This is a genomic window from Micromonospora sp. NBC_00898 (genome assembly GCF_045207895.1).
GTDB lineage: Bacteria > Actinomycetota > Actinomycetes > Mycobacteriales > Micromonosporaceae > Micromonospora.
Window position 1 is genome coordinate 5,180,266 of record NZ_CP108775.1, and the last position, 26,298, is coordinate 5,206,563.

Annotated in this window: 23 protein-coding genes; 4 read left to right on the plus strand and 19 right to left on the minus strand. The window is 71.3% G+C overall.

All coding sequences use genetic code 11. The annotated features are described in order from the left end of the window. Position 1 precedes the first annotated feature (1 nt). The 8 genes from OG799_RS25100 to OG799_RS25135 all read right to left on the minus strand — a co-directional run bounded on the left by OG799_RS25100 (position 2) and on the right by OG799_RS25135 (position 10,879). Positions 2-1,336, minus strand: a complete 1,335-nt coding sequence (locus OG799_RS25100; RefSeq protein ID WP_406038128.1) for an ABC transporter permease — start codon at positions 1,334-1,336, stop codon at positions 2-4. Continuing rightward, positions 1,333-2,907 (minus strand): ABC transporter ATP-binding protein, encoded by a 1,575-nt coding sequence (locus OG799_RS25105; protein WP_406046397.1) that lies wholly within the window; start codon positions 2,905-2,907, stop codon positions 1,333-1,335. The genes OG799_RS25100 and OG799_RS25105 overlap by 4 nt, the downstream gene beginning before the upstream one ends. 200 nt (positions 2,908-3,107) lie before the next feature. Continuing rightward, the gene (locus tag OG799_RS25110) at positions 3,108-4,178 is read right to left on the minus strand and encodes a BMP family protein (RefSeq protein WP_406046398.1); all 1,071 of its coding nucleotides are present in this window, start codon (positions 4,176-4,178) and stop codon (positions 3,108-3,110) included. Positions 4,179-4,454: 276 nt separating this feature from the next. Next, positions 4,455-4,796 carry a hypothetical protein gene (locus tag OG799_RS25115; RefSeq protein WP_089011257.1) on the minus strand — a complete coding sequence of 114 codons (342 nt, stop codon included), beginning with the start codon at positions 4,794-4,796 and terminating at the stop codon, positions 4,455-4,457. 182 nt (positions 4,797-4,978) lie between these two features. Continuing rightward, positions 4,979-6,898, minus strand: a complete 1,920-nt coding sequence (locus tag OG799_RS25120) for a glycoside hydrolase family 13 protein (RefSeq protein ID WP_406038130.1) — start codon at positions 6,896-6,898, stop codon at positions 4,979-4,981. A 188-nt stretch (positions 6,899-7,086) separates the two neighbouring features. Next, positions 7,087-7,986 carry a sugar ABC transporter permease gene (locus OG799_RS25125; protein WP_406038132.1) on the minus strand — a complete coding sequence of 300 codons (900 nt, stop codon included), beginning with the start codon at positions 7,984-7,986 and terminating at the stop codon, positions 7,087-7,089. After that, complete coding sequence (locus OG799_RS25130; RefSeq protein WP_406038134.1) at positions 7,983-9,623, minus strand: ABC transporter permease subunit; 1,641 nt, start codon at positions 9,621-9,623, stop codon at positions 7,983-7,985. The genes OG799_RS25125 and OG799_RS25130 overlap by 4 nt, the downstream gene beginning before the upstream one ends. Next, on the minus strand, positions 9,623-10,879 hold the full coding sequence (locus OG799_RS25135) for an extracellular solute-binding protein (protein WP_406038136.1): 1,257 nt from the start codon (positions 10,877-10,879) through the stop codon (positions 9,623-9,625). Before OG799_RS25135 ends, OG799_RS25130 begins: the two co-directional genes overlap by 1 nt. A gap of 197 nt (positions 10,880-11,076) precedes the next feature. Here OG799_RS25135 and OG799_RS25140 point away from each other — a divergent pair, with 197 nt between their 5' ends. Both OG799_RS25140 and OG799_RS25145 read left to right on the plus strand, forming a co-directional pair. After that, the gene (locus OG799_RS25140; protein WP_406038138.1) at positions 11,077-12,159 is read left to right on the plus strand and encodes a LacI family DNA-binding transcriptional regulator; all 1,083 of its coding nucleotides are present in this window, start codon (positions 11,077-11,079) and stop codon (positions 12,157-12,159) included. Between the two features lie 238 nt (positions 12,160-12,397). Beyond that, positions 12,398-14,035: a glycoside hydrolase family 13 protein gene (locus tag OG799_RS25145; protein WP_406038140.1), complete on the plus strand. Its 1,638-nt coding sequence runs from the start codon at positions 12,398-12,400 to the stop codon at positions 14,033-14,035. 183 nt (positions 14,036-14,218) lie between these two features. Here OG799_RS25145 and OG799_RS25150 read toward each other — a convergent pair whose 3' ends face one another. The 6 genes from OG799_RS25150 to OG799_RS25175 all read right to left on the minus strand — a co-directional run bounded on the left by OG799_RS25150 (position 14,219) and on the right by OG799_RS25175 (position 18,840). Then, entirely contained in the window at positions 14,219-14,662 is a 444-nt protein-coding gene (locus OG799_RS25150; protein WP_406038141.1) for a hypothetical protein, read from the minus strand. A gap of 122 nt (positions 14,663-14,784) precedes the next feature. After that, positions 14,785-15,153 carry a GntR family transcriptional regulator gene (locus OG799_RS25155; RefSeq protein WP_406038143.1) on the minus strand — a complete coding sequence of 123 codons (369 nt, stop codon included), beginning with the start codon at positions 15,151-15,153 and terminating at the stop codon, positions 14,785-14,787. A gap of 1 nt (position 15,154) precedes the next feature. Further along, positions 15,155-16,090, minus strand: coding sequence for a YihY/virulence factor BrkB family protein (locus OG799_RS25160; RefSeq protein WP_406038145.1), 936 nt, complete (start codon positions 16,088-16,090; stop codon positions 15,155-15,157). 57 nt (positions 16,091-16,147) lie between these two features. Then, the gene (locus OG799_RS25165) at positions 16,148-16,732 is read right to left on the minus strand and encodes a 2'-5' RNA ligase family protein (RefSeq protein ID WP_406038147.1); all 585 of its coding nucleotides are present in this window, start codon (positions 16,730-16,732) and stop codon (positions 16,148-16,150) included. 23 nt (positions 16,733-16,755) lie between these two features. After that, the gene (trpS, locus tag OG799_RS25170) at positions 16,756-17,781 is read right to left on the minus strand and encodes a tryptophan--tRNA ligase (RefSeq protein ID WP_406038149.1); all 1,026 of its coding nucleotides are present in this window, start codon (positions 17,779-17,781) and stop codon (positions 16,756-16,758) included. A 33-nt stretch (positions 17,782-17,814) separates the two neighbouring features. After that, positions 17,815-18,840 carry a hemolysin family protein gene (locus OG799_RS25175; protein WP_406038151.1) on the minus strand — a complete coding sequence of 342 codons (1,026 nt, stop codon included), beginning with the start codon at positions 18,838-18,840 and terminating at the stop codon, positions 17,815-17,817. Positions 18,841-19,285: 445 nt separating this feature from the next. Between OG799_RS25175 and galE the strand changes: the two genes are divergently transcribed. Continuing rightward, positions 19,286-20,269 (plus strand): UDP-glucose 4-epimerase GalE, encoded by a 984-nt coding sequence (gene galE, locus OG799_RS25180; RefSeq protein ID WP_406038153.1) that lies wholly within the window; start codon positions 19,286-19,288, stop codon positions 20,267-20,269. Next, positions 20,266-21,441 carry a galactokinase gene (galK, locus tag OG799_RS25185; protein WP_406038155.1) on the plus strand — a complete coding sequence of 392 codons (1,176 nt, stop codon included), beginning with the start codon at positions 20,266-20,268 and terminating at the stop codon, positions 21,439-21,441. The genes galE and galK overlap by 4 nt, the downstream gene beginning before the upstream one ends. Positions 21,442-21,498: 57 nt before the next feature. On the opposite strand, the gene cysN is transcribed toward galK, so the two are convergent. From cysN to OG799_RS25210, 5 genes are all read right to left on the minus strand, one after another. Then, complete coding sequence (gene cysN / locus OG799_RS25190) at positions 21,499-22,809, minus strand: sulfate adenylyltransferase subunit CysN (protein ID WP_406038157.1); 1,311 nt, start codon at positions 22,807-22,809, stop codon at positions 21,499-21,501. Then, on the minus strand, positions 22,809-23,720 hold the full coding sequence (gene cysD, locus OG799_RS25195; RefSeq protein WP_406038159.1) for a sulfate adenylyltransferase subunit CysD: 912 nt from the start codon (positions 23,718-23,720) through the stop codon (positions 22,809-22,811). Before cysD ends, cysN begins: the two co-directional genes overlap by 1 nt. Before the next feature lie 79 nt (positions 23,721-23,799). Beyond that, positions 23,800-24,633, minus strand: a complete 834-nt coding sequence (locus OG799_RS25200) for an inositol monophosphatase family protein (RefSeq protein ID WP_406038161.1) — start codon at positions 24,631-24,633, stop codon at positions 23,800-23,802. A gap of 105 nt (positions 24,634-24,738) precedes the next feature. After that, positions 24,739-25,329, minus strand: a complete 591-nt coding sequence (gene pth, locus OG799_RS25205) for an aminoacyl-tRNA hydrolase (RefSeq protein ID WP_406038163.1) — start codon at positions 25,327-25,329, stop codon at positions 24,739-24,741. Between the two features lie 94 nt (positions 25,330-25,423). Then, complete coding sequence (locus OG799_RS25210) at positions 25,424-26,131, minus strand: 50S ribosomal protein L25/general stress protein Ctc (protein WP_406038165.1); 708 nt, start codon at positions 26,129-26,131, stop codon at positions 25,424-25,426. Positions 26,132-26,298: the final 167 nt, after the last annotated feature.

Here is a 26,298-nt window from a genome sequence, read left to right on the forward strand (position 1 = left end):
CTCACCAGCCCTTCGCGAGGCTCGTCTTCAACCGGGCCGCGCGGGCCGCCCGGAGCTGGAAGATCGCCTTCACCAGGGCCGGCGCGGCGATGAAGATGACGATCAGCGCCTGGAGCACGGTGACCAGCTCCAGCGAGATCCCGGAGTACGACTGCATCCGGTTACCGCCAGCCTGAAGTGCGCCGAACAGCAGCGCGGCCAGCAGCACGCCCCACGGCTTCAGCCGGCCGACTAGCGCGACCAGGATGCCGTCGAAGCCGATCTGCGCGATCACCTGCGGGGTCAGCGCGTCCGCGGTCGAGCCGAGCACCATGTTCGACCCGCCCAGACCCGCCAGCAGGCCGGAGATCACCATGATCAGCACGTACGTGCGGGTGACGCTGATGCCCGCGGTCCGCGCGGCGTCCGGATTCTCGCCGACCGCGCGCAGCTCGAAGCCGACCGTGGAGCGGTTGAGCAGCCAGGCGACGAACCAGGTGACCAGCACCGCGACCAGGATGCCGGCGTGCACCCGCAGGTTGTCGCCGAGCAGCCGGGGCAGCTGCGCCGAGGACTCGACCGGCTTGCTGATGGCGTCGGATCGGTTCGGGTTCTGCACGCCGTGCTGAACGATGATCCAGGCCAGGAAGTAGACCGCGACGTAGTTGAGCATGATCGTGTTGATCACCTCGTGGGCGCCGGTCCGCGCCTTGAGGATGCCCGGGATGAAGCCCCAGAGCGCGCCGCCGGCCGCGCCGGCGATCAGCGCGACGAGCAGGTGCAGCACCGGCGGCAGCGGCAGCGCGAAGCCGGCAACCGCGGCGAGGATGACGCCGATGGTCGCCTGGCCCTGAGAGCCGATGTTGAACAGGCCGCCGCGGAAGGCGAGCGCGACCGAAAGGCCGGTGAAGACCAGCGGCGCGGTGTAGGTGAGCGTCTCCGAGATCGGGCTCAGCGCGGCGGTGAAGCCGGACGCCTGCGGGTCGAAGATCGCGCCCTTGAACAGGTTCGCGTACGCCTCGCTGACCACCGTCCAGCTGGAGGTGAGCGCGTCGGCCGGCCGGGCGGTGATGTAGCTGTAGGTGGCCAGCACCTCCGGGTCGGAGACGATGATCAGCACCGCGCCGACGAGCAGCGCCAGGACCACCGCGAGCACCGTGACGGTGACCGTGTTGGCGGCCCAGAGGTTCTCCAGGAACAGTCGGCCCAGCGAGGGACGAGGCTGCTCCTCGGGCCGCTTCGGGGCGGTGGCGGTGGTCGCCGCGCGGTCGGTGTTGCCGACCGCGTTCTGCGCCGCCTGGGACTCGGTCGCCGGCTCCTTGTCCGGGGAGCCCGACACCGGGTTCGGGTTGGTCATGCCTCGTCCTCGCTACCAGGGCCCTCGGGGGCCGGTGCCGCCGTGGCGGTCCCGGCCTCGGCCGTCTCCGGGGTGATGCCGGCCATCAGCAGGCCGATCTCCTCGCGCGGGGTGTCCGGGCCGACGATGCCGATGATCCGGCCCCGGTACATCACCGCGATCCGGTCAGCGAGGCCGATCACCTCGTCCAGCTCGCTGGAGACGACCATGACCGCGGTGCCGATGTCCCGCTCGCGGATCACCCGGCTGTGGATGAACTCGATCGAGCCGACGTCCACGCCCCGGGTGGGCTGAGCGGCGATGAAGAGCTTCAGCGGCCGGGACAGCTCCCGGGCCACGATCACCTTCTGCTGGTTGCCACCGGAGAGGGTGCCCACCGCCGCGTCCGCCGACGAGGTACGGATGTCGAACTGCTCGATCCGCTCCTTGGCCGACTTCGCGATGGCATCCGGCTTCAGCGACAGGCCCTTGCCGAAGGGCGGCCGGTCGTAGATGTCCAGCACCAGGTTCTCCGCCACGGAGAACTCCTTGACCAGGCCGTCGACGCTGCGGTCCTCGGGCACGTAGCCGACGCCGGCGCGGAGCACCTTCTTGGTCGGCCAGCCGTGCACGGCCTCGCCGTCCAGGGTCACCGTGCCGGCGAGCGCCGGCCGCAGGCCCATGATCGCCTCGATCAGCTCGGTCTGCCCGTTGCCCTGGACGCCCGCGACGCCGAGCACCTCGCCGGCGTGCACGGTCAGTTCGACGCCGTCGACCGCCCGGATCTGCCGGTCGTCGTCGACGACCAGGCCGGCGACCTCCAGGACGGGTCGGCCCGGGGTGGCGGGCTGCTTGTCCACGGTCAGCCGGACGCTGCGACCGACCATCAGCGCGGCCAGCTCGTCCCGGCTGGCGGTCGGCGAGGCGGTGCCGACGGTCTTGCCGCGCCGGATCACGGTGATCCGGTCGGCGATCGCCTTCACCTCGCCCAGCTTGTGGGTGATGAACACGATCGACTTGCCGGCGGCCTTGAGCGACCGCATGACCGCGAGCAGTCCCTCGGTCTCCTGCGGGGTCAGCACGGCCGTGGGCTCGTCGAGGATCAGCAGGTCGACGTCGCGGGTGAGGGCCTTGACGATCTCCACCCGCTGCTGGATGCCGACCGGCAGGTCCTCGATCACCGCGTCCGGGTCGACCCGGAGGTTGTACCGCTCGGAGACCTCGGCGACCTCCCGCCGGGCCCGCCGGCGGTCCAGGAAACCGGCGATGCCGCCCTTGACCTGCTCGGCGCCGAGCATGACGTTCTCGGCCACGGTGAAGACCGGCACCAGCATGAAGTGCTGGTGCACCATGCCGATCCCGGCCGCGATGGCGTCCGACGGTCCCGTCAGCTTCAGCGGCTTCCCGTCGACCAGGATCTCACCCTCGTCGGGCTGGTAGAGCCCGTAGAGCACGTTCATCAGGGTCGACTTGCCGGCGCCGTTCTCGCCGAGCAGGGCGTGGATCTCTCCAGGCTCCACCGTCAGGTCGATGTGGTCGTTGGCGACCAGATCACCGAACCGCTTGGTGATGCCGCGCAGTTCGAGTCTCAGCGCAACCTCCTGGAGTGCGAGCGATGGTGCAGCGTAGCCGCTGCCGCGTCGGGCGCCGAGCCGGCCCGGTCCCGGATGGTGCGGATCGGCCGCCCCGGCGGCGCGGGTGTCCCCGCGTACGCCGAGGCGGCCGGATCGTCATGCCTGGTGTCCGCCGGCCTCCGCTGCCGATGATCTCACCGCGGCGGCCGGCGGGCGGGTCACTTGGTCGGCTGGGCCTTCGAGGTGACCGTGATGGTGCCGGCGGCGATGTCCGCCTTGATCTTCTCGACGTCGGCCTTGAGGTCCGCCGGGACCTTGCTGTCGAAGTCGTGGTACGGCGCGATCGAGACGCCGTTGTTGGCCAGGGTGCCGACGAAGCCCGGCTTGGCCTGGAGCTTCTCACCACCGGCGGCCTTGAGCACGGCCTCCTTGACGGCGTCCGGGATGTTCTTGACGACCGTGGTCACCAGCGCCGGGCAGTTCGGGGTGCTGTCGCAACCGTCGACGTCCACCCAGATCACCGAGTACTTGCCGCCCGAGGCCTGGGCGGCGGCGGTGGTGCCGAGGCCCGAGCCACCGGCGACCGGCATGATGATGTCCGCGCCCTGGGCGACCAGCGCGTCGGAGACCTTCTTACCCTCGTCCTGCTTGACGAAGTCGTTGGTGAAGGAACCCTTCTGGGTCGCCTTGTCCCAGCCGAGAACCTGGACGTTCTTGCCCTTGGCCTTGTTGTAGTACCCGACGCCGTCGGCGAAGCCGTCCATGAAGATGGTCACCGGCGGGATCGGCAGACCGCCGTAGGTGCCGACCTTGCCGGACTTGCTCATCCCGGCGGCCAGGTAACCGGCCTGGAAGGCGGCCTGCGCGGTGTCGAACTGCATCGGGTAGATGTTGTCCAGACCCGGGTTCGAGTCGACGATCGCGAACTGCTGGTTCGGGTTCGCGGTCGCGGCCTTCTTGGTGGCGTCGGACATCAGGCCGCCGACCGCCAGGATGAAGTCGCACTTCTGGTTGACGAACCCGGTCAGGTTGACCTCGTAGTCCGCCTCGGCCTTCGACTGGACGTTCTTGATGTCGATGTTGTCGTTGGCCGCCTTCGCCTCCTGCAGGCCCTTCCAGGCCGAGGTGTTGAAGGACTTGTCGTCGATGCCGCCGACATCGGTCACCATGCAGGCGCTGAACTTCTTGCCGCCGTTGCCGCCGGCGTTCTTGTCGTCCTTCGGGGCCTCACCACACGCGGCGGCGCCCAGCACGAGCCCACCCGCCACGAAGGCGGAGGCGATCCGCATCCCACGCACAGAGCGCAAGACGTCTCCTTCCCATTGCACACCGCGTTCCCTGCGGTGGCAGCCCTTGAGCCGGCCTGCGCTTGCCGCCGGCGTCCCACGTTACGGACGGGAGCGTACGCCCGCGCCCACCCACCGGCCGATAATCGTGCACGAACGTTGAGTGCCTGTTATCCCTACGTAACCCTTGGGTGGGGCAGATCACCATTCGTGCCGCTATCGTGCCGGGCCGGGTGTCGCGAACGTCCGTTTCCCGTGGCCTTTCCCCTGCTCCTGACGCTACCGCCAGAACACCGCCACCGCCGCGTTGACCAGGGTCAACCCGATGATCGCGAGGAAATGGCCGCGGTTGACCGACTCCCGCTTACGGGAGAAGAAGACCATGACAAAGATGAGCAGCGCGAGCACCAACTTGGTAACAAGTTTGGCGGGCGCCGGCTCGTCGCCGTCGCGCAGCGGGGCGGCGAGGCCCAGACCGGTCAGCAGACCGATCACCGAGCCCCACAGCATGGCGGCGTTGATCCGCAGCCGGCCGCTGACGTACTGGGCGATCGAGCCGCCGAGCAGCAGCGCGAACCCGATCAGATGGACGTAGAGAAGTACCAGCCGAAGAGCTTCCACGGCGGCCATCCTCCCCCATCAACGACAGTTTGTAGTAGCCGACCGGGCCAGCCGAGCTCATACCGTGACCTCGGCCTGATCGGCACCTCACCCCCCGAGTCCCCGCGATCTTTCAGTTGGTGCCCGACGAAGGGCACGAAAGCCGCGGGACACGGACCCGAACTGCAAGATCGCGGGGACGATCAGGACAGGCGCCAGACCTGGAAGGTGGGGCCGTCGGCGGGGAGGGTGACCGTACCGTCGGCGTCCGGGCGCAGGGCGGGGGCGCCGCCGTGGACGTTCTCCCCGGCCGGGAGGGGGGTCAGGCGGAGCGGGGTGCCGGCGGCGCGGCGGGCCAGCACCAGCACCGAGCCGGTGGGCGCCTCCCGCAGGAAGACCAGGGTGTCCGCGTCCGCGTGCACCCAGCGCAGGCCGCCGTGGCGCAGCGCCGGCTCGGCGCGGCGCAACGCCAGCAGCGACCGGTACGCGGCGAACGTCCGCTGGTCCCAGCTATCCGGCCGGTGCCACGGCATCGGGGTACGCGACCCCTCCCCGTTCGTGCCGGTCAGCCCCAGCTCGTCGCCGGCGAAGATCACCGGCGTGCCCGGCATGGTGGCGAGCAGGCCGGCGGCGACCTCCTGCCGGGCGGCGTCGCCGACCACGGTCCGGATCCGGGCCGAGTCGTGCGAGCCGAGCAGCTGCCACGAGTGCACGTACGACCGCCAGGAGATCAGCGACCGGTAGGTGTTCATGGTGGCGAGCACCGCGCCCGCGTCCCGTCGGCGGACCCCGCCCGGGGTGCCGAGGAAGTTCGGCACCGGCTGGTCGCCCAGCCGCAGCCAGGACCAGACCGGGTCGGTGAAGCCGACGTAGTTCATGGTGCCGTGCCAACCGTCCCGGTCCAGGTCGCCGGTGTGGTCGTGGCCGTGCTCGGCGAGCAGCAGCCCGTCGGGCCGGGTGTCGGCGACCACCTCGCGCAGCAGCCGCGCCACCTCGTGGGTGTACGCGTCGGCACCGCGCCGGCCGGTCATGTTGGCCACGTCGACCCGCCAGCCGTCCAGCCCGTACGGCGGACGCAGCCAGCGGCGCAGCAGCGAATCCTCGGCGGTGGCGAAGCGCCGGCGCAGCTCCGCGCTGCCCCAGTTCAGCTTCGGCAGCGACTTGACCCCATTCCAGGACTCGTACGACGGCTCCAGGTCGCAGCGCGGCGTCAGACCGGCCTTCATTCGGTCCGGAGCGCCGCCAAGCGGCGCGGAGGCCGAATTATGGCCGTCAGCCGAGCTGGAGTTGTCGCAGCCGGTGGCCTCGTCGAAGTAGTACAGCTCCCGCTCGGGCGCGTGCACGTCCGAGGCGGCGCGGGTGAACCACTCGTGCGCGTCACCGGTGTGGTTGCTGGTGATGTCGCCGAGCAGCCGCCAGCCCCGGGCGCGGACCGCGTCAGCGAGCCGGGCCAGGGCGGCGTCCCCGCCGAGCAGCGGGTCGACGGTGTCGAAGCTGGCCGCGTCGTACCGGTGGTTGGAGCGGGCCGGGAAGATCGGGGTGAGGTAGACGGTGTTCACCCCGAGCCGGTCCAGGTGGTCCAGCCGCTCGGTGATGCCGTCCAGGTCGCCGCCGTAGAACTGGCGCGGGGTCTCCGGGCCGCGCCCGATGACCGGGGTGTCCCAGTCGCAGGGGACGGCCCAGTCCGGGGCGGTCCGGCCGTCGGCGGCGGCGGAGCGGGCGAACCGGTCCGGGAAGATCTGGTAGATCACCGCGTCCCGCGCCCAGGCCGGCGGCGGGGCGTAGCTGACCAGCTTGAAGTCACCGTTGTCGGGCACATCGTGGTCGACCAGGCCGGCCGCGTTCAGCCAGCGGTAGCCCTTGGCGCCGGAGAGCATGAACCGGTAGTTGCTGACCGGGTTGCGAACCTCGACGTCGGCCCGCCACCACACGTCGCCGCCCTCGGTACGGTCGACGGTGGCCTCGGCGAAGCGCGGCTCGCCGTCCCCGGTGGTCCGGACGTGCACCTGACGGACGTCGGCGCCCTCGGGGACCCGGACGAAGACCGGCACGGTCTGTCCGAGCGCGGGCTCCTGGTCCGGGACGTACAGGGCGGATCCGTCGTGGTGCGGCTGCAGGGACATGGGGATGCCTTTCGCGTCGTTCGGACGGGAGAGAGGGGTTGCCCGTCGCGGCCGGTCTCCCGGCCGCGGCGGTCAGCCCGTGACTGCTCCGGTGTACGTCGACACGACGCCCTTGCCGCAGCGTGCTTGTTCAGTTCGGAGCGGCACCACTCACCGCGCGCTGCGCGGACGGTGGCCACCCCTCCGATTCATCCCTTGACTGCTCCGGAGGTGAGGCCGGAGACGATGTAGCGCTGGAGGAGTTGGAACACCAGCACCGTCGGAACGGCGGTGAGCAGCGTGCCCGCCGCGAACATCCCGAAGTTGTTGTTGCGCTCACCGGCGACCATGCCGAACATGCCGACCGCGAGGGTCTTCGACTCGGTGTTGGTGAGGAACACGTTGGCGATCATGAACTCGTTGATGATGCCGATGAACGACAGCAGCGCGGTCACCGCCAGGATCGGCGCCACCAGCGGCAGCATGATCCGGAAGAAGACCTGGGCGTGCGTGGCGCCGTCCATGGTCGCCGACTCGTCCAGCTCCCGCGGCAGGGTGTCGAAGAAGCCCTTCATCAGCCAGGTGTTCACGCCCAGCGCACCGCCCATGTAGAGCAGGAACAGGCCCCAGGGGGTGTTGAAGCCGATCGCCGGCCACAGGTCGGTGACCGTCGTGAAGATCAGGAAGATCGCCACGATGGCCAGGAACTGCGGGAACATCTGGATCAGCAGCAGCGACAGCAGCCCGAACCGCCGACCGGCGAACCGCATCCGGGAAAACGCGTACGCCGCGAGCGCCGACAGGAAGATCGACACGAAGGCGGCGGTCCCGGCGATCAGCAGCGAGTTGAGGAACCAGTGGGCGAACGCGAACTTGTCGAACAGGTTGGTGAAGTTCTCGAACGACGCGCCGGTCGGCAGCAGCTCGGTCGAGGAGAGCGTGCCGAGCGGGTTGAGCGCCGCAGAGAGCACGAACACGATCGGGAAGAGGCTGAACACCACCGCCAGCACCCCGACGAGGTGCCGCCAGCCCACCCGGGCGAACCAGCGACTCTTCGACTTCCGCGTCGCGGTGCGGCTGGCGACGGGGGCGTCCGCGTGGGTCGTCACGAGTACACCTCCTCCTGCTTGCGGGTCCGCCGGAAGCTGATCGCCGACACCGTCGCCACGATCGCGAAGATGAAGATCGAGACCGCGGTGGCCATGCCGTACTCGGCGCCCTGGGCGCCGAAGGCCAGTCGGTAGGTGTAGGTGATCAGCAGGTCGGTGGCGCCGTTGGTCGGGTTGTCCGGCGCGAACGGTCCACCCTCCGTGGTGAACCAGATCGCGTTGATGTTGTTGAAGTTGTAGGCGAACGACGCGATCAGCAGCGGCGAGAGCGCGACCAGCAGCAGCGGCAGGGTGACCGTCCGGAACGACTGCCACGGGCTGGCGCCGTCGACCGAGGTGGCCTCGGTCAGCTCCCGCGGGATCGCCTGGAGCGCACCGGTGGTCACCAGGAACATGTACGGGTAACCCAGCCAGAGCTGCACCAGCAGCACCGCGGCGCGCGCGGACCAGGCCTGGCCGAACCAGTCGACGTCGAGCCCGAACAGGTTGTTGACCAGGCCGAAGTCGGTGTTGAACATGTCCCGCCAGACCAGCAGCATCGCGAACGACGGCATGGCGTACGGGAGGATCAGCAGCACCCGGTAGAGGTTGGTGCCCTTCATCCGGGGCGAGTGCAGGACCAGCGCGATGGCCATGCCGAGCAGGAAGGTGAGCCCGGTCGAGCCGATCGCGAAGGCGAAGTTCCAGACCAGCGTGCCGAAGAACGGTCCGGAGATGTTCGGGTCGGTGAGCACCCGGCTGAAGTTGTTCAGCCCGACGTTGACCTTCCAGCCCTGGGCGAGCCGCTCGCCGTCGTCGGCGACGAAGGAGCCGCTCGCCGCGTCGGCGCTCCAGGTCTTGCCGGTCTCGCTGTCCTTGATGCAGTCGCATCCCGCGTCGTACGCCCGGATGGCCTTGCCCTCGTAGGCGCGGGACAGGCCGTTGGACCGGATCGCGCCGCCGGAGGTCGGCACCACCAGGTCGATGATCTCCTTGCTCCGGACGCTGGCCTGGCCGAAGTTGAGCACCGTGTAGCCGTCGGCGGCGGTGACCTTGCCGGTCGGGCTGACGGTGAACTGGCCGGCGTCGAGCTTGCGCAGCCCACCCGCGTCACCGGCAGATACCTCGCCGCTCTTCGGATCGTTCAACAGGAAGACCAGCGGGCCGGTGGCCGGGTCGCCCTTGGTGGCGATGGAGAGCGAGTACTCGGTCGAGCCGGCGACCTGCTTCACCGAGGAGCTCTGGATGGCGACGATCGCGTCGTCCTTGCTGCCGCGGTGTCCGTCGCCGAAGTTCGTGAACGCGGTGCTCGCGGTGTAGAGCACCGGGAAGATCTGGAAGGCGATCAGGAAGAGCGTGCCGGGGACCAGGTACTTGGCCGGGATGTGCCGGCGGGTGAGATAGAGGTAGAACAGGCCAGCGGTGGTGACCGCCAGGATGGCCAGGCCGACCCACATCTCGGCCTCGATGAGCGGGAACGCCGCCCAGATCGCGATCCCGGCCACCAGGCCGAGCAGGATCACCTTGACGACGAGGCCGGTCGCGGTGATCGGCGCGTGATTCCGCGCGGTACGGGACTTGCGCGGGAGCCCGGAGCGAACGGGCTCCCGGCCCGGGGCCTGCGTGGCAGACCCCGGGCCGGACAGCGACGTGCTCATTACTTGATCTGACCGGCGATGGTCTTGCCAGCGGCGGTGATCGTCTTGGCCGGGTCGGCGCCACCGATGACGGCGGCCTCCGCCTTGCCGAACGGGTCCCAGATCGCGGCCATGGCCGGGATCGCCGGGAGCACCTGGCCGTTCTTACCGGCCTCGGAGAACTTGGCCAGGTCCGGGTCCTCACCCTTGACCTGGTCGAAGGCGGCGGTCAGCGCCGGCGGGCGCGGCTCGGCCTTGTACAGCGCGACGGCCAGCTCGGGCTTGGTCACGTAGTTGGTGACGAACTCCTGGGCCAGGGCCTTGTTCTTGCCCTTGGCGGCGACGTAGAACGCCTGGACGCCCACGAACGGCTGGGCCTCCTTGCCACCGGCGAAGCCGGGGACCGGGGAGATGTCGTACTTGATGTTGGCCTTCTTGGCGTCGGCGATCGCCCACGGGCCGGAGACCAGGAAGGCGCACTTCTTGCCGGTGAAGGTGGCGATGGAGTTCTCGCCGGTGATGGAGCGCTTCAGCGCACCCTCGCCCTTCTCACCCAGCTTCGCGATCTTCTGGAAGGCCGCGATCGACTCCGGCTTGCCCACGCCCAGGTCCTTGGGGTCGTAGTCGCCGCTGGCCGTGGTGCCGAAGAGGTAGCCGCCGCCGGAGGTGTACAGCGGGTACACGTGGTACGCGTCGCCGTTCTGTCCGGACTGGAGGCAGAGGATCTCGCTGGCCTTCTTCTCGGCCTTGAGCTTCTTGCCGGCGGTGACCAGGTCCTCGATCGTCTTCGGCGCCTCGGGGGCCAGCTCGGTGTTGCGGATGAGCGCGACGTTCTCGGTGGCGTAGGGGACGCCGTAGAGCTGGCCGTTGAACGTCACGGCCTTGATCGCGGTCTCGTTGAAGCCGCTCTTCTGCTCGGCGGCGAGCTGCACCGGGTCGATGGCGCCGTTCTGCACCAGGTTGCCGATCCAGTCGTGCGCGCCGACCACGACGTCCGGACCGCTGCCCTGCTGGGAGGCGGTGACGAAGTTGGTCTGCAGGTCCTTGGAGACGGCCTGCACCTCGACGGTGACGCCGTTCTCCTTGCCGAACTGCTCGGCGAACGGCTTGAGGGCGGCGGTCCGCTTGTCGTCGGCCCAGATCACCAGCTTGCCGGTCGCGCCCGCGGGCTTGGCGGACTCCTTGGTGGCCGGCTTGTCGCTGCCGCTGCCGCCGCAGCCAGAGGCGGCGAGCGCCAGGCCGAGGACAGCGACCACACCCGCGGTACGGATGCGCATCGGTACTCCTGTCGTCATGGCGGCCAGCCGGGGGAAGGGCGGGCCGCCAGTGGAAGCTCTGAAAGTTCTTGCTGACCGGCGCTAGGGTGCCGCGCCGCTGCTGTCGCGTGTTGCCGGGACGTTAGCAAGAGGTTGCAGAGAATGGAAGGGCTTGCAGGACTGTACGCAAGAACTTGCCCTTGAGCTAAAGTGCCGCCATGCGCGCTCGACTGTCCGACATCGCCCAACAGGCCGAAGTCAGCGAGGCCACGGTGTCGCGGGTGCTCAACGACCGCCCCGGCGTGGCCCCCGAGACCCGGCAGGCCGTCCTGACCGCCCTCGATGTGCTCGGCTACGAGCGCCCCGCCCGGCTGCGCAAGCGCAGCGCCGGGCTGGTCGGCCTGGTCGTGCCGGAGCTGGACAACCCCATCTTCCCGGCCTTCGCCCAGGTCATCGAGTCGACGCTGGCGCAGAGCGGGTTCACCCCGGTGCTCTGCACCCAGACTCCCGGCGGGGTTACCGAGGACGAGTACGTGGAGATGCTGCTGGACCGGCAGGTCTCCGGGATCGTCTTCGTCTCCGGCCTGCACGCCGACACCGCGGCCAACCACGACCGGTACCGCGCGCTGATCGCCCGGCCGCTGCCCGTGGTCATGATCAACGGATACGCGCCCGGCATCGCCGCCCCCTTTGTCTCCTGCGACGACCGGGAGGCCACCGAGCTGGCCGTCGCCCACCTGGTCGCGCTCGGCCACCGCCGGATCGGCCTGATCACCGGCCCGGACCGGTTCGTGCCGGTGCGGCGCCGGGTGGCCGGCTTCCGGGCGGCGATGCCCCGGCTGGCCGGCGTGCCCGAGAGCGAGCTCGACGAGCTGGCCGAACTCTCCCTCTTCGGGGTGGAGGGTGGCGAGGCCGCCGCCGGCCGGCTGATCGAGCGCGGCGTCACCGGCATCGTCTGCGGTTCCGACCTGATGGCGCTCGGCGCGATCCGGGCCGCCCGGCAGCGCGGGTTGACCGTTCCCGGCGACGTCTCCGTGGTCGGGTACGACGACTCCCCGCTGATGGCCTTCACCGACCCGCCGCTGACCACCATGCGCCAGCCGGTCGCGGCCATGGCGGTGGCCGCGGTCCGGGCGCTGGTCGACGAGATCAACGGGCACGGCGCGCCGCACTCGGAATACCTGTTCCGTCCGGAGCTGGTGGTCCGCGGTTCGACCGCGGTGGTCCGCCAGTCCGGCGCCGCGCCGGCCGGGCCGACGCCGCAGCGCCCGGTCCCGCCCGCCCTGCCCATCCCGGCCTGACCTGCCCCACCCCGAAAGCGGAGGGTCGCCGGCCCGCCGAGAGCTTCCGTCCCGCCCAGTGGGACAGAAAGAAGACGCGGCGCGGCCCTGGCCGGAGGGGTGACCGACGTCATTTCTTGCGCAAGGAATGCTTGACTCTTGCAGCGCCGGGCCGGCATTCTGCTCAGGCACCCGCGCCCATCAACCACACCCGCGCGGGCTGCCGCCGTCCCGCGCCAGAGAACGGGGATCGTCACCGATGACCGCCGCCACCAACCCCACGCCGCTGACCTCCGACGACGACTGGTGGCGATCCGCGGTCGTCTACCAGGTCTACGTCCGCAGCTTCGCCGACGCGAACGGAGACGGCGTCGGTGACCTCCAGGGCATCCGGGAGCGCCTGCCGTACCTGCGCGACCTCGGCGTCGACGCGCTCTGGCTGACCCCCTTCTACACCTCGCCGCAGGTCGACGCCGGCTACGACGTGGCCGACTACCGGGACGTGGACCCGCTCTTCGGCAACCTCACCGACTTCGACGCGATGATCACCGACGCGCACGCCCTGGGCCTGCGCATCATCGTGGACCTGGTCCCGAACCACACCTCCAGCCAGCACCCCTGGTTCACCGCGGCGCTCGCCGCCGCCCCGGGCTCGGTCGAGCGCGGGCGCTACCTCTTCGCCGACGGCAAGGGTGCCCACGGCGAGCTGCCCCCGAACGACTGGGAGAGCATCTTCGGCGGCCCCGCCTGGACCCGGGTACCTGACGGCCAGTGGTACCTGCACCTGTTCGACCCGGCCCAGCCGGACCTGAACTGGCGCCACCCCGAGGTCCGCGCCGAGTTCGAGGACGTGCTGCGCTTCTGGCTCGACCGGGGCGTCGACGGCTTCCGGATCGACGTGGCCCACGGCATGATCAAGGCCGAGGGCCTGCCGGACGTCGGTTTCAACTCGATGACCACCGGCCAGCGCCAGTCCGAGCTGCTCGGCAAGGGCCGGCTCCCGTACTTCGACCAGGACGAGGTGCACGACATCTACCGCGCCTGGCGGCCCATCCTGGACAGCTACCCCGGCGGCCGGATGGCGGTCGCCGAGGCCTGGGCGGAGACCCCGCAGCGGCTGGCCCGCTACATCGGTCCGGACGAGCTGCACCAGGCGTTCAGCTTCGACTTCCTCGACGCCACCTGGTCGGCCGACTCGTTCCGCAAGGTGATCGACACCGCGCTGGCCGAGTCGACCATCGTCGGCGCCCCGACCACCTGGGTCCTCTCCAACCACGACCGGCAGCGGCACGTCACCCGGTACGGCGACGGCGAGGTCGGGTTGCGCCGCGCCCGGGCCGCCGCCCTGCTGATGCTGGCCCTGCCCGGCTGCGCGTACGTCTACCAGGGCGAGGAGCTGGGCCTGCCCGAGGTGCTGGACCTCCCCGACGAGCTGCGCCAGGACCCGGCGTTCCTGCGTACCGGGGAGAGCCGGGACGGCTGCCGGGTGCCGATCCCGTGGAGCGGCGAGCTGGCCCCGTACGGCTTCGGACCGGCGAGCAGCGAGCTGAGCTGGCTGCCGGCCCCGGCGACCTGGCGTGCCCTCTCGGTGGCCGCCCAGACCGGTGTGCCCGGCTCCACGCTGGAGCTCTACCGGACGGCGCTGCGGATCCGGCACGAGCACCCGGCGCTGGCCGGCACCACCGGCGGCGTCACCTGGCTGGAGACCGAGCCCGGCGTGCTGGCGTTCCACCGGGCCGCCGGGTACACCGTGCTGACCTGCGTGGTCAACCTCAGCGGCGCCGAGGTCACGATCGACGGGTACGGCCGGCCGATAGTCGCCAGCGCCGACCTCACCGAGCAGGGCGCCGGACACGTCCTGCCGGTTGACACAGCTGCGTGGTTCGAACGGCGCTGAGCCGGGTAACCCGCCATTGACCTGGTCGTCCGCTGTGCCCCGCGCCGACGGGCGGCTGGGCTACCGACCCCTTGTGGTGGGGGGTGAGGTGGCGCCGGCGCCTCGGGGAGTCCGCTTCCCGAGGCGCCGGTGTCCATCTGGGAGCATCGTTCTGCGTGCTCGACCGCCCGCCGCGCTGAGGCCTCAGGCACCCTTGTTGGTGAGCAGCTTGGCGATCCGGGCGAAGCCGGCCCGCAGCTCGGCCTCGCTCGGGGCGGTGAGCGGCTCCGGCTCCGGCTGCCGCTCGGCGGCCAGCTCCAGCTCCTCGTCGATGACGTCCTCGAAGTCGCCGTAGAGGTCGGCCTGGTCGACCTGGGCCGCCTCGTCCTCGGCGGCGATCTGCGCGGCGGCGATCTCACCGCGGATCTCCTCGGCCGACAGCGCCGGCAGCAGCGGCTCGACCACCGCCATCAGCTGCTCCTCGGCCACCACCGCCTCGGCGAGGGCGAGCGCGTGCGGTCGCTCGTACGGCCCGCAGACCACCGGCTCCCACTCGTCGGCGTCGCCGAGCGGGCCGAAGGTGATGATCCACGGCAGGCCGAGCATCGGCGAGTCGTCCGGCAGGTCCAGTGTCACGAGTGCGCCCACGCGCCCATCATGGTCGTTCCCGGCGGGGACGCGGGCGCACCTTCCAAGATCCGCACCAGTTCAGGGAAGAAGTGGCCTCAGCACGCCGGGAGGCCACCCTTCCGGGAAAGCGCGCGGCACTGTCAGGCGGGGTGGGTGGCGTCGAGGGCGGCGCGGACGAGGGCCAGCGCGCGGTCCCGGGGTACACCCAGGCGGACGGCCTCGGCGGCGTACTCCGCCGCCGCCCGCTGCAACCGGTCCGTCGCGTCGTCGCGCCCCGGCGCCACCACGGTGCCGTGCCGGCCCCGGGTCTCCACCAGCCCGGCGGTCTCCAGCTCCCGGTACGCCCGGGCCACTGTGTTGACCGCCAGGCCGAGGTCGGCGGCGAGCTGCCGGACGGCGGGCAGCCGGGTGCCGACCGGCAGGCGGCCGTCGCCGATCATCCGGGCGAACTGCCCGCGCACCTGCTCGTACGGCGGCACCGCCGAGGCCTGGTCGATCATGATGCGCATGTCAGCCCGCCCCTCCCGGCGTTCCCGGTTCGGTCTCCTCGTCGACCTCCACGTCCACCGTCGCGGCGGGGCCGCCATCCGCCAGGTCGACCACCCGGCCGTACCGGCTGGTGGCGGCCAGGGCCGCACCGAAGAGCACCAGCTGGTTGAGCAGGTAGAGGTAGAGCAGCAGGCCCACCGCGGTCGCCACCACGGTGTACGCCGGGTTCCGCTCGGCCCGCACCACGTAGTAGCGCCCGACGGTGTTCACCAGGGTGATGCCGACGGCGACCGCCAGGACGACCGGCCTCAGCCGGCGGCGGCTCATCCGCAGCCGGGGCACCGCCACCAGCAGCGCGGTCGCCACCACCGCGTTGACCAGGACGCTGAGCACGGCGCTGATCGTGGTCAGCCCGACCGATCCGGTGCTGCGCAGCAGGAAGCGCAGCAGCGACTCCAGCGCGTCGACGGCGGCCACCGAGACGCCGAGCAGCACGAAGACCGCCACCAGCACGCCGAGGTCGACCAGGCGGCGGACCACCAGGTTGCCGGGCTGCTGGTTGAACCCGTACATCAGCCGCTGCGACGAGCGGATCGCCTCCACCCAGCCGATCCCGGTGAAGACCAGGATGACCAGGCCGACCACGCCGACCGTGTTGCTGCTCTGGGCGATCTGCTGCGCGTCGAGGAAGGGCAGGTTCTCCTTGAGGAAGTCCCCCGCCGCCTTGCTGACCTCGGCGTTGTCCTGAAGGATCGTGCCGAAGATCCAGTACGCGACCAGGGCGAGCGCGAAGACCGCGAAGAAGCCGTAGTAGGCGATCGCCGCCGCGAGCCGGCCGCCCAGCACGTCGCCGTAGAGCGTCCCGGCCCGCCACACGTGGTCGAAGAGCGCCGAGCGCCGCCGCACCGCGTCCACCCGGCGGCCGAGACTGTCCTCGATCCGGCCGATCACGTTCACCACGTCATCCTCGCCGATCCCCCGCGTACCCGGGGGCAGCCCGGCCGCGCGGGCAGCTCAGCCGCCGAGCCGGAAGTCCCGGCGGGGCTGCCACCGGGTCTGCCCGCTGTGGGAGAAGAGGGTGAACGCCTCCACCTCGAACAGCGCGGAGAAGTCGGCCAGGTCCTCGTACGCCCGGTCCAGCGCCTCCGGGGCGACATCCTGCGCCACCGTCACGTGCGGGTGGTACGGGAAGCGGGCCTCGCGGTGCAGCTCAGGCGCCGAGCGGATGGCCCCGGCGAGCAGCTCGCACTCGCTGATCCCGGCGGCCACGGCCACGAAGACCACCTGGGTCACCGGCCGGAACGTGCCGGTGCCCCGCAGGTGCAGGGTGAACGGCAGGTGGGTGGTGGCCACCTCGGCGAGATGCTTCTCGACCGCCGGCAGCGCCGCCACCGGGATCTCGGTGGGCCCGAGCAGCGTCACGTGGGCCGGGACGGCCTGCGGGTCACCGGCCTCGACCCGGCGGCGGGTCAGCATCCCGCCCCACGGCTCGGGGATGTCCACCGCGATCCCGATCTGGATGGTGTCGCCGACGTCCGGCGCCCCGTCCCTGCGATCCACGCTCCGCGCCACCCCTCCGGCCACCGACTGCGTCCCCACCCGTTCCTGTCGCGCCCGGGCCGCTATTGGAAGCGGACCGGCGGGAAGAACCCGACCCGCTCGTAGGCCGTCCGCAGCGTCGCCGCGGCGACCGCGCGGGCCTTCTCCGCGCCATGCGCGAGCAGCTTGTCCAGCTGGGCCGGGTCGTCCAGGTAGGCGCGGGTGCGCTCCTGAATCGGGGTGACGAACTCCCGCACCACCTCGCCGAGGTCCTTCTTCAGGTCGCCGTACCCCTTGCCCGCGTACGCGGCCACCAGGTCGTCGATGCCCCGGCCGGAGAGCGCGGAGTAGATCGTGAGCAGGTTGGAGATACCCGGCTTGGTCTCGACGTCGAAGACGATCTCGCGACCGGTGTCGGTGACCGCCGAGCGGATCTTCTTGGCCGAGCGGGCCGGATCCTCCAGCAGGTCGATGATGCCGGCCGGCGAGGAGGACGACTTCGACATCTTGGCCGTCGGGTCCTGCAGGTCGGTGATCTTCGCGGTGTCCTTGACGATGTGCGGCGCGGGCACCGTGAAGGTGGGCCCGAACAGCGAGTTGAACCGCTGGGCCAGGTCCCGGGAGAGCTCCAGGTGCTGGCGCTGGTCCTCGCCGACGGGGACGGCGTTGGCCTGGTAGAGCAGGATGTCCGCGGCCTGCAGGATCGGGTACGTGAAGAGGCCGACGCTGGCCCGCTCGCTGCCCTGCTTCTGCGACTTGTCCTTGAACTGGGTCATCCGGCTGGCCTCGCCGAAGCCGGTGATGCAGCCGAGCACCCAGGCCAGCTGCGGGTGCTCGGGCACCTGCGACTGGACGAACAGGGTGCTGCGGTCCGGGTCGAGCCCGAGGGCGAAGAGCTGGGCGGCGGCGACCCGGGACCGCTGCTTCAGCACCTTCGGGTCGTGTCCCGCGGTGATGGCGTGCAGGTCGACCACGCAGTAGAACGCGTCGTGGGTCTCCTGCAGGGCCACCCAGTGCCGTACCGCGCCCAGGTAGTTGCCGAGGTGGAACGAGTCGGCCGTCGGCTGGATGCCGGAGAAGACGCGCGGGCGGGCGGGTACGTCGGACATGCCGGCAATTCTGTCAGCATCGGCCGGCGTACGTCATGACGGGCCCGCGGCTCGGCTCTCCACCGGCACCGCCGGGGCGTTGACCTCGCGCCGTTGCTCGGGCAGCCGCGCCGGGGAGACCGCGAGCCGGGACACCCGCCGCCCGTCGAGGGCGAGCACCCGCAGCAGCCAGCCGCCGGGCGGCTCGTCCGGGTCGGGTCCCCCGCCGTCGTCCGGCCCGGGGGTCACCGGCACCTCGTCCCCGGCGACCGGGAGCCGGCCGAGGGCGGCCATCACGAAGCCGCCGACCGTCTCGTACGGCCCGACGGGCAGTGGGACGCCGGTGCGCTCGGCGAAGTCGGCGAGGTTGAGCCGCCCGTCGACGACGGCGGGCAGGCCGGCGTGGGCCGGGTCGGGCGGGCCGTCGTACTCGTCGTGGATCTCCCCGACCAGTTCCTCGATCAGGTCCTCGCAGGTGACGATGCCGGCGGTGCCGCCGTACTCGTCGACGACGACGGCGAGGTGGTGGCCCTCCCGGCGCATCTCGGTGAGCGCGGCGAGCACCCGCTTGCTGCCGGGGAACTGCTTGACCTCGCGGGTCAGCTCACCCACGGTGGTGCACGGGTCGCGGTCGGGGCGTAGCAGCACGTCGCGCAGGTGGACGAAGCCGACCACGTCGTCGTGGGTGCCGTCGACCACCGGGTACCGGCTGTGCGTCTCGGCCCGGACGAGGCGTTCCGCCTCGGCGATGGTGAGCCGGGCGGAGAGGAACACGACCTCGGTGCGGGGCATCATCACCTCGCGGACCAGGCTCGCCCCGGCCACCAGCACCTCATCGATGATCCGGCGTTCGTCGGGGTCGAGCAGCGTGTTGGCGGCGACCAGGTCGCGCAGTTCGGCCTCGCTGATCCGTTCCCGGCCGGCGGTGGGGCTGGCCCCGAGCAGGTCGGTGACGAGCCGGGTGGCGCCGTCCGCGGCGCGGACCACGAGTCGGGCGACGGTCCGGGCGACCGGCCCCGGTTCGCGTCGGGGCCGCCCGGGCGGTCGTCGCCGGAGCCCGGGACCGGCTGCTTCCCGCATGACAAGGATGTTGACATCCTCTCCCGCCTAAAGGCGGGAGATTCCCACTTCCAGCGCCGTGCGTCGCCGACGCTGGGTGGGTGGTCGACAGGACGCCTTTCGGCCCCTGTCCCGGACTGCCCGCCCGGTGAGTGGGGACGCCGCCTCGGCGGCGTCCCTGACGTTGATCGCGGCGTTCAGGTCAGCGTTCCCTCAAGAGCCCTCGCGGCGTTCGGCCACTCGGAACCGGAAAGCCGCTTCGCCACCTCCCCAAAAGGGCGGCGCACTGCGGCTTGTCTCGATAGACAACGGCCGCCGGCCGGCTCGGCGGCGATGTTCGGATCTGTTCAGTCATGGCGAGTCGTGATGGAATGCGAAGGGGGCACGCCCAGCCACGGCCCAGCCGGCGGCCGTAGGGTGATCACGAACGGCCGCGGCGGGAGCGGCCAGGCAGGAGGAACCCGACGTGAAACTGCTCGTCACCGGCGGCGCCGGCTACATCGGCAGCGTGGTGACCCGGATGCTGCTGGACAACGGCCACGACGTGACCGTCCTGGACGACCTGCGCACCGGCCACCGGGAAGCCCTCGCCCCCGAGGCGACCCACGTCGACCTGCCGATCCACGAGGCCGCCCGGGTGCTCACCCCGGACGCCGGCTTCGAAGGCGTGCTGCACTTCGCGGCGCTGATCGCCGCCGGCGAGTCGATGGTCAAGCCCGAGCTGTACTGGCACACCAACACCGTCGGCTCGCTCGCCCTGATCGACGCGGTCCGGGCCGCCCGGGTGCCCCGCCTGGTCTTCTCCTCCACCGCCGCCGTCTACGGCAACCCCACCGAGCTGCCCATCCCGGAGACCGCCGTCAAGGCTCCCACCAACACGTACGGGGCCACCAAGCTGGCCGTCGACATGGCGCTCACCTCCGAGGCGATCGCGCACGACCTGGCCGCCGTCTCGCTGCGCTACTTCAACGTGGCCGGGGCGTACCTGCACGACGGCCGGGCGATCGGCGAGCGGCACGACCCGGAGACCCACCTGATCCCGATCGCGCTCGACGTCGCCGCCAGCCGGCGGGAGAAGCTCCAGCTCTTCGGCGACGACTACCCCACCGTCGACGGCACCTGCGTGCGCGACTACATCCACGTCGAGGACCTGGCCCGCGCCCACCTGCTGGCGCTGACCGCCGCGACGCCCGGCCGGCACCGGATCTACAACCTGGGCAACGGCAACGGCTTCACCAACCGGCAGGTCGTCGACGTGGTCCGCGAGGTCACCGGGCACCCGCTGCCGGTCGAGGTGGCGCCGCGCCGCGAGGGCGACCCCGCCGAGCTGGTCGCCTCCTCCGCGCTGGCCCGCGAGGAGCTGGGCTGGGTGCCGCAGAAGCCCACCCTGCACGACATGGTCGGCGACGCCTGGGCGTTCTACCGCGAGCACGTCGTGGAGCAGCGGTGACCGAGCCGGGCACGCCGGTCGGCGCCGTCGCGGAGCGCGCCACCGCCGGCTTCCGTCAGCGGTACGGCGCGGAGCCCGCGGGCCGCTGGGCGGCTCCCGGGCGGGTCAACCTGATCGGCGAACACACCGACTACAACGACGGCTTCGTGCTGCCGTTCGCGCTGCCACTGCGTACGGTCGTCGCCGCCGCCCCGCAGGACGGTGAGCGCTGGACGGTCTGGTCGGAGCTCGCCGACTCCCCGGTCGAGTTCGGCGCCGCCGAGGCCGACCAGCCCGGCCGGCTGACCGGCTGGGCCGCCTACGTGGCCGGCGTGGTCTGGGCGCTGCGCGCGGCCGGCCACGCCGTGCCCGGCGCCCGGCTCGCCATCGCCTCCGACGTGCCGCTCGGCTCCGGGCTCTCGTCCTCCGCCGCCCTGGAGGCGGCGGTGCTGGCCGCCCTGGTCGACCTGGGCGGCCTGGACCTCCCCGCCGAGCGGCGGCCCCGGCTCGCCCAGCGCGCCGAGAACGACTACGTGGGCGCGCCGACCGGCATCATGGACCAGTCCGCGGTGATCCGCTGCCGGGCGGGGCACGCCCTCTTCCTGGACTGCCGCACCGAGTCGGTCGAGCACATCCCGTTCGACCTGGACGCCGCCGGCCTGGCGGTGCTGGTGATCGACAGCCGGGCCCCGCACCGGCACGCCGACGGCGAGTACGCCTCCCGCCGGAAGTCCTGCGAGCGGGCCGCCGCCCAGCTCGGGGTGCCCGCGCTGCGGGACGTCTCCCCCGACGACCTGGACGCCGCGCTGGCCCGGCTCGACGACGACGAGACCCGCCGCCGGGTCCGGCACGTGGTCACCGAGGACCAGCGGGTGCTCGACACCGTCGCGCTGCTGCGCGCCGGCCGGGTGCGCGACATCGGCCCGCTGCTGACCGCCTCGCACGCCTCGATGCGGGACGACTTCGAGATCACCGTGCCGGAGATCGACACCGCGGTCGAGGCGGCCCTGGCCGCCGGGGCCTACGGGGCCCGGATGACCGGCGGCGGCTTCGGCGGCTGCGTCCTGGCCCTGGTCGAGGCAGCCGCCGCCGACGTCGTGGCGCGGGCCGTCGTCGAGGCGTACGCCGAGCGCGACTTCGCCGCCCCCGGCACCGTGACCGTCCTCCCGTCCGTCGGCGCCCACCGCACGTAAGCAGGGGCCCCCTGTCAACGAATGCCGCATGACAGGGGGCCCCTCTTCACAGCTCGGTCAGCCGGCCTCGACGATCATGCCGGCGCCGACGGTGCGGTTGGTGGTCTCGTCGATGATGACGAAGCCGCCGGTGGTGCGGTTTCGGCGGTACTCGTCCGCCAGCAGCGGCACCGTCGTCCGCAGCCGGACCCGGCCGATCTCGTTCAGCTTCAGCTCGGCCGCCGACTCGTCCCGGTGCAGTGAGTTGATGTCCAGCCGGTACTGCAGCCCCCGGACGATCGCCCGCGCCGACCGGGTGGTGTGCTTGATGGCGTACTTGCCGCCGACCTGGAGCGGACGGCTCTCGTCCATCCAGCAGACCATCGCCTCGATGTCCTGCGCCACGGACGGGGCGTTGTGCGGCCGGCAGATCATGTCGCCGCGGGAGATGTCGATCTCGTCGGTCAGCCGGACGGTCACCGACATCGGCGGGAACGCCTCGTCCACCGGCCCGTCGGCCGTCTCCACCGAGGCGATCCGGCTGGTGAAGCCGGACGGCAGCACCATCACCTCGTCGCCCGGCTTCAGCACGCCGGAGGCCACCTGACCGGCGTAGCCCCGGTAGTCGGTGACGGTGGTGGACTGCGGCCGGATCACGTACTGCACCGGGAACCGCACGTCGACCAGGTTGCGGTCGCTGGCGATGTGCACCCGCTCCAGGTGGTGCAACAGCGACGGCCCGTCGTACCAGGGCATGTTCTCCGAGCGGCTGACGATGTTGTCGCCGCGCAGCGCGGAGATCGGCACCACGGTCAGGTCGGGGGCGTCGAGTTTCGCGGCGAACGCGGTGAACTCGTCGGCGATCCGCTCGAACACCTCCTGCGACCAGTCCACCAGGTCCATCTTGTTGACGCAGAGGACCAGGTGCGGCACCCGCAGCAGCGAGCACAGGAACGCGTGCCGGCGGGACTGCTCCACCAGGCCCTTGCGGGCGTCCACCAGGATCAGCGCCAGGTCGGCGGTGGAGGCGCCGGTGACCATGTTCCGGGTGTACTGGATGTGCCCCGGGGTGTCGGCGATGATGAACTTCCGCCGCGGGGTGGCGAAGTAGCGGTACGCCACGTCGATGGTGATGCCCTGCTCCCGCTCGGCCCGCAGACCGTCGGTGAGCAGCGCCAGGTTGGTGTACTCGTCGCCCCGGGCCGCGCTGACCGCCTCGACCGCGGCGAGCTGGTCGGTGAAGAGCGACTTCGTGTCGTACAACAGCCGACCGATCAGGGTCGACTTGCCGTCGTCGACGCTGCCGGCGGTGGCGAACCGCAACAGGTCCATCGGCCGCCTCTCGGGCAGCCCGGTGTCGGCGGCCGGAGCCGCGGTGTCGACGCTCATCAGAAGTAGCCCTCCCGCTTGCGGTCCTCCATGGCGGCCTCGCTGACCCGGTCGTCGCCGCGGGTCGCGCCGCGCTCGGTGATCCGCGTCGCGGCCACCTCCTCGATCACCTTCTCCACCGTGTCGGCGTCCGAGCGGACCGCCGCGGTGCAGGAGGCGTCACCCACGGTGCGGTACCGCACCTGGGCCTTGAACCGCTCCTCGCCCGCCCGGGGGCGGAAGAACTCGTTGACCGCGTACAGCATGCCGTCCCGCTCGATCACCTCGCGCTCGTGCGCGTAGTAGATCGACGGCAGCGGGATCCGCTCGCGGGCGATGTAGTGCCAGACGTCCAGCTCGGTCCAGTTGGACAGCGGGAAGACCCGGATCGACTCGCCCGGGTGGTGCCGGCCGTTGTAGAGCGACCACAGCTCGGGACGCTGGTTCTTCGGGTCCCACTGGCCGAACTCGTCGCGGAAGCTGAACACCCGCTCCTTGGCCCGGGCCTTCTCCTCGTCGCGGCGGGCGCCGCCGAAGAGCGCGTCGAAGCGGTGCTTCTCGACCGCCTCCAGCAGCACCGGGGTCTGGATGCGGTTACGGGTGCCGTCCGCCGCCTCACGGACCATCCCCTTGGCCAGCGCCTCGGGCACGCTGGCCACGATCAGCTGCAGGCCCAGGTCGGTGACCCGCTGATCGCGGTACTCCAGGACCTCGGGGAAGTTGTGCCCGGTGTCGACGTGCATCACCGGGAACGGGATGTTGGCCGGGGCGAAGGCCTTCTGGGCCAACCGGAGCATCACGATCGAGTCCTTGCCACCGGAGAAGAGCAGCACCGGGCGCTCCATCTCGGCGACCACCTCGCGCATCACGAAGATGCTCTCGGCCTCGAGCGCGTCGAGGTGCGAGACCTGGTACGCGGCGGGGGCGGTCATGACACGGGCTCGATTCGCTCGGATCCGCTCATGGGGATTCCAGACCTTTCCGGTCGGACACGTGAGGAAGAACGACAGGTTACCCGGAATGCCGCTGCAGCGCTGCAAGCAACCGGCTGGCGAGATCCTTGCGGCAGACCAGCAGGTCCGGCAGACGCGGGTCGGCCTCGTTGTATTTCAGCGCAGAACCGTCGATCCGGGAAGCATGCAGTCCGGTGGCCGTCGCCACAGCGACCGGAGCGGCCGAATCCCACTCGTACTGACCGCCGGCGTGGATGTACGCGTCGACCTCGCCGGTGACCACAGCGGCGATCTTCGCGCCCGCCGAGCCCATCGGCACGAGATGCGCGCCGACGTCCGCTGCCAGATCGGTCAGGAAAACCGGCGGACGGCTACGACTGGCCGCCAACCGGATGGTCCGCGTACCGGCCGAGGTCGCCGCCTCCAACGTCATCGGCGGGTACGCCGGCGGGTAGTCCGTGCCCAGCACCCGGTGCTGCGCCGGCAGGCCGACCGCGCCCGCCACCAGACCGTGCGGCGTCGGCGCGTTGCGCGACCAGAGCGCCACGTGCACCGCCCAGTCCGAGCGCCCCTCCTCGGCGAACTCCCGGGTCCCGTCCAACGGGTCGATGATCCACACCCGGTCGGCGTTCAGCCGGGACACCGCCTCGCTGCTCACCTCGGCCACCCAGGCCAGCCGGGAGCCCTCGTCCTCCTCGGAGAGCACCGCATCGGCCGGGCGCCATTTCGCCAGCTCGGTGCGGATCAGGTCGTGCGAGACCTTGTCCCCGGCCGACTTCAACGCCCCCGGGTCCGCGAAACCCAGCTCCGCGCGCAGCTTGACCAGCGCCTGACCGGCCTGCGCCGCCAACCACCGGGCGAACGCGCCGTCGATCATCGGAGGACTGCCCATCTACCGCTCCCGTCGCCCCGCCGCGACCCGCGTCGTCGGCTCCGCCAGGCCAGAAGGCGCAGACTACCGGCCCGAGCCGCCCGCACCGCGTACGCCCCGCCCGGGTCAGCCGCCGTGGTAGAGGTTCTGCGTCGGCTCCACACCCCGGGTGATCACCGACTCCACCACGTCCGCCGCGCGGTCGACGAGGAACTCCAACTCCTTGCGCTCCACGGCGGAGAAATCCGACAACACGTAGTCGGCCGGGTCCTGCCGCCCCGGGGGCCGGCCGATGCCGAACCGCACCCGGACGTACTCCTTCGTACCGAGCGACTTCGACATCGACCGCAGGCCGTTGTGCCCGCCCTCGCCGCCGCCGCACTTCACCCGCAGCTGCCCGTACGGGATGTCCAGCTCGTCGTGCACCGCGATCACCCGGCCGGGCGGGATCTTGTGGAACTGCGCCAGCGCGACGACCGGGCCACCGGAGAGGTTCATGTACGTCAGCGGCTTCACCAGCACCAGCTTCGGCCCGCCGAAGCCGAGCCGCCCCTCCGCGACCTCCGCCACCGCGCGCTTGTGCCGGCCGAACTTCCCGCCCACCCGGCCGGCGAGCAGCTCCGCCACCAGGAAGCCGACGTTGTGCCGGTTACCCGCGTACTCCCGACCGGGGTTGCCCAGGCCGACCACCAGCCACGGCCCCGCCTCGTCCGTCACGTCCCGTCCCTCCGGTCGTCCCCGTCCGTGTCCCGATACGCCGACAGGCGCCCCCGACCATCCGGGGACGCCTGTCGCAAACGTTGCGAACCGATCAGGCCTCGGTCTTCGCCTCGGCGGTCTCCTCGCCACCGGCGGTGGCCGGCTCGCCGGCCTCGGCACCCTCGGCACCCTCGGCGGTCTCCTCGCCGACCCCGGCCTCGACCTCCTCGTCGGCCACCTCGACCTCGGGGAGGGTCGCCTCGAGCTGCTCGGCGGTCGGCGCGGCGGTGACCGACGCGACCGCGAGCTCCGGGTCGGCGACCAGCTCGACGCCGGCCGGGAGCTCCACGTCGGCGGCGGTGACCTGGGTGCCGGCCTCCATGCCCTCGATCGAGGCCTCCAGGTGGTCCGGCACCTTGGTGGCGTCGGCGGTCACCGAGAGGGTGTCGTGGTCGTGCACGATCAGGGTGTCCTTCGCGGCCTCACCGATCAGCTGGACCGGGACGTCGACGGTGACCTTCTCGCCACGGCGGACCAGCAGCAGGTCGATGTGCTCGAAGGTGTCCTTGATCGGGTCACGCTGGATCGCCTTCGGCAGCGCCAGCACCTGGGTGCCGTCGCTCACCTCGATCGCGAAGAGCTGGTTGGCACCGCCCTTGCGGATCGCGGCCGCGAACTCACGCGCCGGGAGCGCGATGTGCTTGGGCTTCTCGCCGTGGCCGTACAGCACGGCGGGCACCTTGCCGGCCCGGCGGGTACGACGGGCACCACCCTTGCCGAACTCGGTACGGGGCTCGGCGCTGATCTTTACCTCGGACACGGGGAAACTCCTGATGCTGTCGCTACGGCGGCTTGTCGTCTTGCGGTGCTGGGCGAGGGGCTCGCTGGGGCTCATGCGTCATGAACGACTGCCCGGAGCACCGCGTCGATGACGGCGCCTCCGTGCGGTGCTTTTCAGCGGCCCGCCGGGCACCCTCGCCGTGGCAA